Source organism: Leptospira langatensis (assembly GCF_004770615.1).
GTDB classification, from domain to species: Bacteria; Spirochaetota; Leptospiria; order Leptospirales; family Leptospiraceae; genus Leptospira_B; species Leptospira_B langatensis.
Window position 1 is genome coordinate 611708 of the sequence record NZ_RQER01000001.1, and the last position, 13032, is coordinate 624739.

General features: G+C 44.6%; 9 protein-coding genes. 5 read left to right on the forward strand and 4 right to left on the reverse strand.

Features of this window, described 5'->3' with window-relative positions; all coding sequences use genetic code 11:
• Nucleotides 1-13 precede the first annotated feature (13 nt).
• Nucleotides 14-1126, reverse strand: coding sequence for a cysteine desulfurase family protein (locus EHO57_RS02725; protein WP_135647225.1), 1113 nt, complete (start codon nt 1124-1126; stop codon nt 14-16).
• Nucleotides 1113-2561, reverse strand: a complete 1449-nt coding sequence (locus EHO57_RS02730) for a hypothetical protein (protein ID WP_135647226.1) — start codon at nt 2559-2561, stop codon at nt 1113-1115. Before EHO57_RS02730 ends, EHO57_RS02725 begins: the two co-directional genes overlap by 14 nt.
• A 114-nt stretch (nt 2562-2675) precedes the next feature.
• Between EHO57_RS02730 and EHO57_RS02735 the strand changes: the two genes are divergently transcribed.
• Genes EHO57_RS02735 through EHO57_RS02745 form a run of 3 tightly spaced genes read left to right on the forward strand, consistent with a single transcriptional unit; the run spans nt 2676 to nt 6307 of the window.
• A complete protein-coding gene (locus EHO57_RS02735) occupies nt 2676-4691 on the forward strand; it encodes a tetratricopeptide repeat protein (protein WP_135647227.1) in 2016 nt (671 codons plus the stop codon).
• Between the two features lie 23 nt (nt 4692-4714).
• Entirely contained in the window at nt 4715-5524 is an 810-nt protein-coding gene (locus EHO57_RS02740; RefSeq protein ID WP_425460760.1) for a hypothetical protein, read from the forward strand.
• An 18-nt stretch (nt 5525-5542) separates the two neighbouring features.
• Complete coding sequence (locus tag EHO57_RS02745) at nt 5543-6307, forward strand: enoyl-CoA hydratase/isomerase family protein (RefSeq protein ID WP_135647228.1); 765 nt, start codon at nt 5543-5545, stop codon at nt 6305-6307.
• Here EHO57_RS02745 and EHO57_RS02750 read toward each other — a convergent pair.
• Both EHO57_RS02750 and EHO57_RS02755 read right to left on the reverse strand, forming a co-directional pair.
• Nucleotides 6304-8001, reverse strand: a complete 1698-nt coding sequence (locus EHO57_RS02750; RefSeq protein WP_135647229.1) for an FAD-binding oxidoreductase — start codon at nt 7999-8001, stop codon at nt 6304-6306. The two genes, EHO57_RS02745 and EHO57_RS02750, sit on opposite strands and share 4 nt — an antisense overlap.
• 73 nt (nt 8002-8074) lie before the next feature.
• Nucleotides 8075-10099, reverse strand: coding sequence for a PP2C family protein-serine/threonine phosphatase (locus tag EHO57_RS02755; RefSeq protein WP_135647230.1), 2025 nt, complete (start codon nt 10097-10099; stop codon nt 8075-8077).
• Between the two features lie 157 nt (nt 10100-10256).
• On the opposite strand from EHO57_RS02755, the gene EHO57_RS02760 reads away from it, so the two are divergent.
• Entirely contained in the window at nt 10257-11891 is a 1635-nt protein-coding gene (locus EHO57_RS02760; protein WP_135647231.1) for a glycerol-3-phosphate dehydrogenase/oxidase, read from the forward strand.
• A gap of 23 nt (nt 11892-11914) precedes the next feature.
• The gene (locus EHO57_RS02765) at nt 11915-13027 is read left to right on the forward strand and encodes a helix-turn-helix domain-containing protein (RefSeq protein ID WP_246050469.1); all 1113 of its coding nucleotides are present in this window, start codon (nt 11915-11917) and stop codon (nt 13025-13027) included.
• Nucleotides 13028-13032 lie beyond the last annotated feature (5 nt).

The following is a 13032-nucleotide window of genomic DNA, read 5'->3' on the forward strand; positions in this document are numbered from 1 at the left end:
AGGGAGATCGATTTCATTGTATAGATCGAATTACTTCCGTTAAGGCTAGGATCAGATCGTCTACTTCTTCTTCCGTTGTGAATAGTCCGGTGGAGATCCGAATGGCGCGTAACGCTTCTTCTTTCGTATAACCCATGGCGAGCAGGGAAGGCGCTGCTTCTCTGGATCTGGACTTGCAGGAAGAACCTGTGGACAATGCGAATCCTTTTTCTTCCATTCCCATCATGAAGAAGTCCAGATCGTCAAATGGCAAAAGAGCAAACGTAGTGGAATGCAATCTGGGAGAAGACTCAGCGACTATCTTGGCTCCCAGGCTATTCAGACAGTTCTCTATCTTCTCTTGGAATTTTTGCAAACGTAGATCCTTCTTATCCATTTCTTGGAATTGGATCCGGGCTGCTTCGGAGAGTGCGAGTATTGCCGGTGAGTTTTCTGTTCCGGCTCTATGGCCATTCTCCTGATTTCCGCCCTGGAAGAGGCCTCCTTCCTTTAAGAACTTCGGTCGGAACCATAGAACGGAGGAGCCGAGCCCTGCTCCAATTTTATGCCCGGAGAATGTGAATCCATCTAACAGAGAGAAGGGGACTCGGATCTTCCCGAAGGATTGGATGATGTCGGAGAAGAAGGGGACCTTGTATTTCGCGCAAAGTTCGGAGATCTTTTCTATCGGCTGGAGGACTCCCGTTTCATTCCCCGCATGGATGATACATACTGGACCGGGAGCCTCTTGTAAGAAAGAATCCAGTTGAGTGAGAGAGATTAGGCCTGACTTATCCGTTTGCAGGACTTGCACTGGGATCTTTGCGCTTTCAAATGCGGAATACATTGAAGAATGCTCGAAAGGAGAAAGATACACGATCTCAGGGTGTATGGTTTTGATAAAATATGCCAAAGAATAATTGGCTTCGGTCCCGGAGGAAACGAAAACGAACCCTTTCGGGTCGCAACCGGTAAGAGAGCTTAAGGATTTTCTAGCTTCCTCTATCCTTCCTTGCCTGGCCAAGGAAAATCGAGTCGGTCCGGAAGGATTGAAGAAGTCCTCCTCATATTCCGAGAACACTTTTGTAAGTAGGCCTGGAAGCGGAGGATGAGTAGCGTTATAGTCGAAATACTTAATTCTTTTCATCGAAAATGTCGTCGGCTTCTTCGTATCTGCCTTTTCGACGAAGTACATACTGCAATAGTTTCTTTTTATCCTCGATTAAGTCTTCGTACCCGGACTTATCGCTTCGATAATTCGGATCTATGGTATAGACCTCGGTGTCGAGCGCATCTAGTTCCTTCAATGCTTGGTCGAAATTGGATTCGAATAGTAGACAACGAACTCTCATGAGCTTGGCCTGGAATCTGGTCCCAAGATCTGTGAGTTGGGACCTATAAACCGACTCGAACATTTCTCCCGACTTCTTGCGGTAGTTTGAATCCCTGTCCCCTAGTCTATAATACAAAAAGGCGGCCCGATTTAGATTGGAGTAGAATGCCTTATTCCCTTCTTCGTCAGAGGTGTCACAAGGGATCATCGCGATCGCACTCGGTCCCCAGTATTTCGCTTCTGCAGGAACGGTTCTCTTCGAACAAGAGAAGTACAATACTCTGGTATACAAGGAAACGGATTCTTCCGGAGAAAGGGAGGTCCCTTTGCCGCTCATTCGTAGCTGCAATAGTTCTAATGTCTTTAGAAGGAGCCTTTTGTATTGGTTCGTAGTAAGCTTCGTGGTCTCCGGATAATCGGAAGAAAAGATGATCGGCTCCGATTCCGATCCTGCGATCTTCTTCCAGATCAGGATCTCTTTCGGAAGATCGTCCGCGCTTTGGGTTTCTTCGTCTGCCTTGCAACTGAGATGAAAGAAGTTTAGGATCCTTTTCCACCACGGAATGACCGGAGCGGTTGTCTCTTTGATCTTTTCGAAGACTAGTTCCTCGATCTTGATGATGGATTGAAAATGGGAAAGGATCGCTTCTTCCGGACGACAAGTCGCAAAAGAGGTGATCTTGATCTTCTCTAACAGGCTTTTGCCCGCGATCTCCGGTTTATCCTTTCCTAAAGAGGCTCTTTCATTCGGAAAATTATATCCGTCGAAAGGATTGTAGTTCAGAGCTCTTTTATAATAATCCAAGGCTTCCAAAGGAATCTGATGGAATTCATCCCAGTACTCGAATGGATCGATCGGTTTTTCACCTGTGGAGAATTTTGTAGCACTCGGATCGGATAATCTCTCTATGGTCCAACCTTGGTGCTTGGCTTCCATCCAACTTGGGATGCGAAAAATATCATCCAATCCTTCTTTTCCCAAATTATATGCCCTGGAACAGGCTCTTGCCATCTGGTCCGTTCTGAGATAATGTTCTACCTGTCTAAATTCTACTTTTTCAGAGAGAAGATCGTCTCCTTTCGCTTTCAGTTTTTCGGAGAGGGAAGGATTTAGTTCGGGAGGCTCCAACCAAAGTGCGAAGGAACGTAAGAATTCGAATCTGCGGGGATAGATATAAATGGCGGCGAGGATCCAAATCAGTAAAAGGGATAAGAAGAGTTTTTTCTTTTCTCTTAGAATGCTGAACAATTTCTTTCCTTAGGCCTCAGGAAAATTCGTTAGACGAACCTGAGCCCTCACTCAGAGTGAGCGAGTGGAGATTTCGCTCTCTTTGATTCCAAACCCTATACAAGTCCGGGGATTATGAAACACGCAAGCATTATTCCAATTCTTCTGGTATCGACTCTAAGTATCGGTCCGCTCTTTGCTTCTCCCCTGGATCCAGGATCTATTCTTGTTTGTAGGGATATGGATTCGAACGGAAAGGCCAGATCTGTTTGGCCTGCGTTCTTTTATTCCCTTGGACTGGAAAGTATGAACAAGGCCCGACTCTCCGAAGGAAGAGAAAGAGCGGAATTGATCGCCGAATCCATTCGGAACTATGAAAAATATCTAAAATGCTCCGAATCCTTGGGCGTTCCTGTTTCTGCGGTTTCCCGTTGGAACAAGGCATTGGCACATTATTATATCGGACAATGGAAGGATGCCATTCTGGAGTCGGAACTCGCCGAAAAAGCGGACCCGAACTTTAAGGAATCCTATGTTCTAAAAGGGACCATTCTTCTGAACGGAGGAGAATACGATAAGGCGGCTTCTTATCTGGAAGCGAACCTGAGTAAATTCTCGGACGATCCGGATATCTATTACTTGCTGAGTTCTGCGGAGCTCGCTCTTAAGAATGACGCAAAATCGATCCTGTATTTGAGCTCTCTTAGGGATCTGATCAAACAAAAGGATTCAAATCCGAAATATCCTGAATTCGTGTATTTGTCCTTAGGAAAGACATATTTCAATCTGGGCCAAAATACAAAGGCACTCTTCTATATTTCTGGGTATCTGGAGATGAGACCGGAGAATTGGGAAGTCCGTTTTCTTCTCGCGAGGATCTTTGACCAGCTAGGAAAATTCGCCCAGGCAAAGAGACAATTGCAAAGGATCCTGCAAGAGATCCAAGGCAATTCTTCCGTAGAACTAATGCTCGGGGAAATGTATTTTATTGAAAGTCGGTCCATGGCAACTGGATACTTCGATGAATTGAAGAAGAAAGGAAAGTTGTTCAAGGATGGAGTGCTTTTCGGTCTCTATTCAGTCCTGAACTCGAATTATACGGAAGCAAGACGCATCCTTTTTCCCATGAAGGAAAAATCCCCGAGAAGACTTTCCGTTCGTTTGGGGATTCTGGAGATCCTGAAAAGGGACCCAAATATTAGTAAAAAAGAATATACTAAAGAACTAGTAGAAGTGGCCGAGATCGCGCTTCAATCCCAACTGCTCAATCTTTCCGAAACGCTCCTTTTGGAGGCGATCCAGATCACCGCTAAGGAAGGAAAGGATAAGGCACTTCTCGCGGAAGAATATGATTTTCTCGCAAGTATTTATGAGCAATCTGGTTCCGTCTTCAGATCCGTCATCTCCATCCGGAAAGCCATCGAATACGCGCAAACCAGAGAGGATTCCAGAAAATACGAATTGCATCTGGCTTATATCTTAAGAGGGAATCCTCCCGGAAAGATCCAAGAATCGGAAGACATGATCCAGAGCATCCTAAAAGAGGATCCTAAAAATCATTATGCATATTATCTTTTAGGGATCGTTCTTCTACAGTCCGAGAAATTGCAAGAAAGTAGAAAGGCGTTTAGCGAAGCGATCGAACTGGAACCTAAATCAGCGGTGTACTATTTCTATAGAGCGACTTCTCTCGAGAAACTAGGGAAGCTCAAGGAAATGGAGCTAGACTTGCGTAAATCCATGGAACTAGATCCGGATAATCCGATCGCATATAATTATCTAGGATATCATTATTCAGAGAAGGGGATCCAACTGGACGAGGCCTTGGAGTTGATCCATAAAGCGGTAGAACTTGCTCCGGATAACGAAGCCTACCAAGACAGTTTAGGTTGGATCTATTATAAGAAGGGAAGGATAGAAGAAGCACTTTTGCATTTGAATCTTGCCTACCAGATCTTGCAGGATAAAAACGATTTCGACCCGACGATCTGCGAGCATCTAGGAGATGCGTATTTTGAACGAAAGGATCTTGCGGAGACAAAAAGATTCTGGGAAAAATCGGAATCTCTTTACCAAAAGAAAGAAGACAAAGAGAGAATTCGGGAAAAATTGGGAAGGCTAAGAACGAATTCACTATCGACTAAGCCTTGATCGATCTATAAGAAGGATCTGTTTTGATAACAAACCATTTGTCGCAATTTAAGATTATTACTCTTTCCGTATTTCTATCGATCACTTTAGGAAGCTGTGCTACTACTGAGATCGAAGAGATCCCTTTTCAGTCAAAAGGGAAGATCAAATTTTGGAGTGCTAAATCCAAAGAAGGACAGAAGTATTTAGAAGGACTTCGTAAATTAGAAGAAACGAATACTTCGTATTCCGGTGAGTTCGATATCCGGATCCAAAACTTCTTTCCGAAGAAGGATCTTTTTTCCTTAAGTGGAAAGATCCTATTCGATAAGCCAACCGGAAAGATGCAGATCGAACTTACGGACAAACTGTTCGGGATCAGTGTTTCCAAGGTCTTTACTGATGGAAAGTCGATCCGACTCAAGACCGCAAGTGTGGATCGGATCCATGAACAACCGATGGACGATATCGTTCTCTCCGATCCAAATACAGGAAAGCAGACGGTAGTTCCTTTTCCTGTGATCTATTATCTTCTTTCCAATCGGAACGCGCAACTTTTTAGACCGGAATGGACATTCGTGCAACCGAATGATGGGATCGTATTCGTTCGCAAACCGGGAGAAGAATGGACCTATTATACAAAGGAGAAGGGCATCTACTCCGTGGAATGGGATTCTTCCGGCAAGAATGTAAAGGCGGTTACGAATGTACAGGGAGAGTTGGAGTTCCCACCAAAGGTAACTGTGACTCGGATCGTGTCCAGAGTGGACGGATCGGATCAGAATCGGATCGAGATCAAAATGAAGAAAATAAACCGCACGGATAGTCTGAACCAAGTAGTCTTCGGATTTTAAATAAGCAGGAAATATAAAATGATAGAGATAGAAAAAAACGGACATATACTCGAACTTTATATCAAGACGAACGAGACCAACTCTCTCGGTAGAGAATTCTTTCATAAGTTAAGAGATATCATGGACGAGGCAGAGAAGGACAGGAGCGTAAAAGCGATCCTTCTCTCCGGAAGAAACGACAAATTCTTTTCAAACGGATTCAATCCTGAGATCTTCGTGGGCAAGAGCTTAGCGGAGATCAAGGATGTTTTGCATGACGCACTTGGGGCTTGCGGAAAAGTCCTATTCTCCAGCAAACCGGTCGTATGCGCCATGAACGGGCATTCAATGGGTGTAGGCGCAGTGCTTGCGATCTTTTCCGATTATAGGATCCTTGTGGAAAAGAAAGGACGTTTAGGATTTCCCGAATCTCTGATCGGGATCAATTTCCCTTCTACCGCAGGCTATATCCTGAAAGAACTCGTAGGGATCAAGACCGCTAGGGATCTTTTGTACAGTGGCAAAGGACTGAAAGCGGACGAAGCGGTCGAAGTGGGATTGGTCGAAGAGAGCGCGACTCCGGAAGAGCTTATTCCCAAGGCCAGAAAATGGTGCGCACAATTCAAGGACATGGCCATCGAATCTGTGGTTGGGGTCAAGATCTCCCTAAGGGACTCCCAACGGTTAGTTGCAGACTCATTAGAGAAACGTGATATTGAACTTCTCGCAGCCGCGATCGCGACTGCAAACGGTCAGGAAGGAATGAGATCCATCCTAGAAAAAAGACGTCCGGTCTTTAGTTAAGAATGAAATAGCTTGCCCGGATTTAGAACTTCCTTCTGGTCCAAGACCTTCTTAAGTCCGTTCAAGCCTGCCACTCCAGTCTTGCCTAAGGCATTCTGGTACCAAGACTTATGATCGAATCCGACTCCGTGATGGTGACTGATCGGAGCCTTATGGTTCGCAAATGTATCGGAGACCTTTTTCTTCATCTTGAGCCACTGCTCTTCCGGCTTCTTCTCATCCATAGGGAATAGGATCGTATAATACAAACAAGCTCCGTCGTGATAACTGTGAGAAAGATGGCACATCGCTTTCGAGCCAGGAATAGAAGCCTCTAATGCCTCTAGTCCGGCTTGGTGCAGGTCTTCCAATCGATCGTATGTGGTAGAAGTTTCCATCGTATCCACACCCATTCCGAATTGCATGATATGATTTCTTAAGTACGGCATATTGAATCTGCCGTGGATCCAATTCTGTCCTAGTTTCTCTCCGGCATACAATGCCCCGGCTTTTTGCCAAAGTGGCTTAAGCGCTTCGAAGGAACGGGCCACATCTAAGCGAGAACCGTCCAGTCCGACTAAGACTACGCATTTTTTTCCTTCTTCGAGTCCTTTTAATTTTAAGACTGCGTTTTGGATGAGATTCTTCAGGATACGGATCGGCGTATTCTTCTTACCTAATTGGCCTAGATACTCGTAGAGCCTGGTCTCATTCGCGTCCGAAAGTCGAAGCATAGATGTCTTGATCTCAGCATGATTCGCTTTTCGGATGAAGTTTAAAGAAGAACGTATTTCCGGAAATACCAAACCGAAGTATTTGCGTGTCTCAGGGATCTTATGAAGCTTGACTGTGACTTCCGTAATGATCCCGAGTAAGCCTTCGCTTCCTGCAATGATCTGATTCCAGTCCGGGCCAATGGATGCGGCAGGGGCTCTCAGGGTTTCCACTACTCCGGAAGGACTGATTAGTTTTGCAGAAGCGATAATTTCTTCGATCTTTCCGTAGCGATTGGATTGTTGTCCGGCACTTCTTGCGGCTACCCAACCGCCCAATGTGGAATATTCGAAGGACTGAGGAAAATGTCCTAGGGTGTATCGTTTTAGGTTGAGTTCATGTTCCAGTTTAGGTCCGTAAATTCCGGCTTGGATCGTAGCGGTTAGGCTGATCGGATCTATACTTAGGATCTCCGCCATTCTAGTAGTATCCAAAGAAAGAACCGCTTTCTGGCCTTTTCCCTTGATGACCTCGAGACCGCCTACTACAGAAGATCCGCCGCCGAATGGAATGATGCTGATCTTGTTTTTAGAACAATATTCTAAAATTTTAATGATTTCCGAATCTTTTTGCGGATATACCACCGCGTCCACGAAGGACTTGAGTTTGTTCGTATGAAGCCTGAGAACATCATAATAACTTCTTCCTGCGGAGTGAAATACTCTCTCGAAACGATCCACTTTCAGATTGTTCTTCCCCACAAAGGAAGAGAGGTTCTTTAGATCGGCAGGGCTCAATTTGGATTTGGGTAAATGAATATCCTCTAAGGCAACTGCGGGAGTCTCTCGGATCGTATCCAATTGGAATTCCCTTTTTAGAAGCTCCAAGATCTGAGGCATCTGTGCCTTTCTTCCAAAATCCTGGTCGTTTGCTCCCCAAGCATTCCATCTTAGATTCGTTCTGGTATAATCGATCTTGGAATTCAGCTCGTGATAAAACATGGATGGTCTCCGAAAACTTAGAAGTGACTCCAATAAATACGAATCTTTCCTGGGAGCAACGTAAAAACGGGATCTAGGAGTTGGAAGAGTCTAACTTCTTCTTGAGCTCCGCGATCTTAGGATCACCCGGAGAGAGTAGGGAAGCTTCTTCCAGTAATTTTTTCGATCGGAAAAAATTGCCTAGTAAACGATAGATATCCGCTAGATTGATCAGGTTCTTGATATGGTTGGGTTGTCTGACTCGAAGCTTTTCCCCAAGCTCCGAAGCGGATCTTAATAGTTCCAAGTTCCTGGAACTAACATAGGCTTTTTTCCAAAGAATAGAAGTGATGAATAGGAACTCTGTTTCGGAAGGATCCCAGTCCAGGACCTTCTCCGCCCAGGAAGCGGATTCCTTGAATTTCGAGATCTTATCATACCATTTGGAAAGAAGCTTTGCAGCCTGGGGAGATTGTACTAAACCCTTGGATTGGTTTTGAGTGACGCTTTTCTCTAAGATACGGATCGCCCCTAAAAAATCCCCTTTTTGAGCCAGGGAATCCGCTTCAAAAATGGAATTCTTGTCTTCCATGAACGGATTGCGAGAAGGAACATAAGAAATAGATAATATACTTAGATCGTCGGAGAGTTTTCCTTTTCGGACCAGTGATTTGCGGATCGTCTTGATGTCTCCCCCGCTTTCTTCCACGGAATTCAAGAACTCGGTCTCATCCTCGTTGATGATCCTTTTTCCGGAGAAGTCCTCTTCTAATACTAGATCGTCCCTTCCGTCCGAACCGCAGAATACGGTATCTCCCGGCATGAGCCGGAATGTCTGGACCTGGATCTTATTTCCGAACATATCGGAGATCCCGAGTTTTCGGATATTCGATTCTAATCCTAAGAAGGTCGCCTTCCCGTCCCGATATAGGACTGGCCAAGGATGTTCTGCATTAATATAATATAATGTTCCGGAAGAATGGTCCACGATCCCGAGAATGGCGGATACGAGCATAAATCCGTCAAAAGTCTCGAATACATTTTGTAGATCCATAAATGCTTCTTTGAGCCAGCGCTCCGGAGAGCGGTTTTGGATATCCGGCGATAGCCTGGTCCTACTGATAATGGAATTGAATACGGAGCCCAGGACCAAGGCGCCTCCTGCACCCTGGATGGATTTGCCCATGGCATCTCCGTTAATGAATGCGGTGTATTCCTTCTCTTGGAGTTGGATCTTGTACGCGCTTAAGAAATCCCCTCCTAACTCGTAGTCCTTATCTTTAAATGAGAATTTCTTGTATTGATCCAGTAAGAATTCCACTTTTACGGAAGAGCTTCCTGTCTGGTCCAATTTAATAAGAGGGGAAAGAAGAAGAGCGGTTAAGAAATAATCTCCGTCCTGTTTTTCCTTCAGACTTTGGATCTGGAGCATCTTCTCTGAGATCTCCTTATTGCTTTCCAGGATCTTGAATCTACTAACAAAACTCACGAAGCGATATCTTTCCAGGATCACTGAGAAAACGAAGGTAAGCAGGTAGGCGATCCCTAGGTTTTGCATGGAATAGGATGCTTGTACTGTACTCAAATTGGGAGCATAGAATAGAGCGGAACCAATAAAGGCAATCAAGGAGAAAATTAATAAAATATAATATGATCTAAGGGGAAGCGGAACAAACACCATCGTAATGAGTGCGATCTGCAAACCCGAAACGTAATTCGGATCGTCCGCTATTCTTCCCGTAAAGAAGGAAGTACAGAGGACCAGGTAACCAAGGAATAGGTAAGCGAATTCCAATCCGTATTTACGAGTGGGGATCTTAAAGAAGGTATCTAGAAGGAACAGGCCAACGGAAACCAAACTTAGGATAGAGAATCCGATCCTAAAATAGAACAACTCCGGAAATTCAGGGTGTAATTTTTGGTCTGTGCCGAAAGCGAAACCCAACCAAACGAAAATACCCAGAATGGCACCTGGATATTGTAAGCTTCTTGCCTGTCTTTGAAGATCTTGGATGTATTCTTTTTGGAAGGAGGCTCTGTCCAGATCGGCTTGGAAAATACTCAGGAATAAATTCCATTTACTTCGCAAGCGATCGGTAAGGGAAGGTGCAAATGACATTTGTTAGATTGAACTCTGTTCGCTAAAATATTCCAAAAAGCGAAATCCGCAGAACGAGGTCTAAACGAAACTTATAATATACTAGTTTTAAGTAAACAATTTGTACATTTCTAATGTCTTGACCGACCATTGTCTTGGGGCGAGTCTGTGTATATCTATGTCCAAAATTTCTCCTAAAAATAACCAAACCTCAGCTCTTTCTTCTCAAGTATTCGATACCTTAGTGATAGGGGGAGGAATCACTGGTGCAACCACTCTTTGGGATTCAAGCTTAAGGGGATTGAAGGCCGTTCTAATTGAGAAGAATGATTTTGCTTCCGGCACGACACAAGCGACTTCTAAATTGATCCATGGAGGATTGCGCTATTTAAAGAATGCTGAATTTGGACTCGTGCGAGAATCCTTAAGAGAAAGAAGGATATTAGCAAAAATCAGTCCTAATGCCTTGAAGACCTTAGGATTTGTCATTCCTGTTTATTCTAGTGTGGAGAAATGGATCACCCATGTGGGACTTGGAATGTACGATCAGTTTTCTTACGATCGCAACAGAGAGATCAGCTCGGATTCTTGGATCCCAAAGTATAGATTCCTTTCCAAAGAAGAAACCATTTTAGAAGCCCCTTCCTTGCCTAGGGAAGGATTGAAAGGAGGATTTCTATATTACGATTATCAGAATATCAATCCGGAAAGACATACTTGCGAATTCATTTTTTCTGCGGAGAAGAAGGGCGGGCTCGCTCTGAATTATACAGAACTGATCGCTATTTCCAGACAAGGAGAGGTGTATCAGGCAATCGTAAAGGACAAGAGAAGTGGGAAATCCTATCCTCTCTTCGCAAAAACAATCGTGAATGCGGCGGGACCTTGGGCAGATTTCGTGGAGTCCCTAGCCGGAGTAGGAATGGATAAGGTGCTTGTACGTTCCAAAGGGATCCATATCGTCACAAGATCTCTCACGGTCTCCAAGACAATTGTCTTGAAGAAAAGGGACAAGACCCATATGTTTGTGATCCCTTGGAGAGGAAAAACCATTATCGGGACCACCGATACCGTTTTCTCGGATTCTCCCGATCATTTCAAGGTGACCAAATCGGATATACAAGGTCTATTAGAAGAAATTAATTATGCATACGGATATTCGGATCTGACTGAAGCGGATGTGGATTTCTATTACGGAGGAATGAGACCTCTTGTAGAAGATCCTGGCGAAAAATCGGACACGTACAATGCCTCCCGTAAAACGGAAATCCTGGATCATAAGGAGAAAGGACTTCCCGGATTCTTTACGGCATTGGGCGGGAAATACACAACGAGCAGACATTTAGCGGAGAAGATCACGGACAAACTTTGCGAGTTTCTGCCAGGCTCTTATCATTCTTGCGAAACGACTCAGGTGCCTTTGCTTACTGGGGAATTTTCGGATCATTCTTCCTTAGTGCAGTCCCTGGCAAAGAAATATCCTAAACTAGAGGGAAAGTATCTGGAAACACTTGCCTCCAGATACGGAAGCCTGGCATACGAGGTCTTAAAATTACATAAGCAAGGGGAGTCTTCCGCTACACTTTGTAACGGAGAAACGTTCAGTTTTTCGGAGATCCGTTACATTGCCTCTAAGGAGAAGATAGAGAAGGCCACCGACTTCTTCTTCCGTAGATCGGGAGTAGGGGTACCTGGAATTCCTTCGGCGGAGAATCTACAAGCTATTATGGACGAATTAGGCAAGACATTGGGTTGGAATCCGGGCAGAAAGAAAGTAGAAACTGCGGAAGTGGTCGCCCGATATAAATTCTAATTCGGGATGATCCTTAAAAGCATATGGGATCCTTTGGCCTGGATATATATTCCGTTTACTTAATATTCGGGGCCCTGTTTGCAGGGATCTGGGCAGCAGGCATTCTGTTGAGCTCCGCAAGCCTAGGAGAGAGGATACGATTCTCCTTTATTTTGATCGCTTCCTCCCTTTGGCTCCTTTCGGGGGCAGCCTTTATTTCCGGTTGGATCTTTAGGCTTCCTTTTGCGTTCGGGATCCATCTTCCTTTTGTATTTGGGATCGCTCCCGTTCTGGTACTGCACTTTCAGATCACATTGCTGAAAGAAAACGTAAGCTTACTCGAGATATTGCCTCATTTTATTCCTTCTATCTTCTGTTTTCTATTGCTGATCCCGTATTGGACAAGCGGAGAAGAATTCCAGATCCGTATTTTGGAATCATTCGGAAGATCCGGGGAACCGTATCCGTTGATCCTAGCGTTTTTGCAGATCGGTCCGAAGATCTCCCTCTTAGTGTATCTGATCCCTCTTCTGTTTACCTATAAAATGTATTTTTACAAGAGAAAGCAAGACGAGGGTGAGGAGAATGCTAGACGGCTCTTTCTTCTTTTCTTAGGGTTAGTAAGTATTCTCATTTTTGCGGGCCTACTCGGATTTCTACTCAGGAGCACTGAACTCATTCGAGGAAGCATGTATGGCCTTCCTCTTTTGATCGTCTTCGCATTTTTGGTTTCCCAAAGAGAACCGACGAGCCTCGGGATCATTGGAAAAAGCTTACGAGAGGTCCGTTATAAGAGATCTAGACTAGTCGGTACAGACGAACGCACGTTAAGAGATCGTTTAGAAGCTTTGATGAGGGAAGAGAAAATATATGCCGACGAGGACCTGACCTTAGGTCAGCTGGCCCGGGAATTGGAACTCACCAATCATCAACTTTCGGAATTCTTAAACAACCGTTTATCCATGAAATTCTCGGATTATATCAATTCTTGGAGGATCAAGGAAGCCAAAACGCTATTACTGGAAGAGACGGAAAGATCCATATTATCTATTTCCGAATCCGTCGGGTTCAATTCCAAATCTGCGTTCAACGAGGCGTTCAAAAAGTTTACGGATCATACTCCTTCGGACTACAGAAAGAACGCCAAACGTACGTAATATAT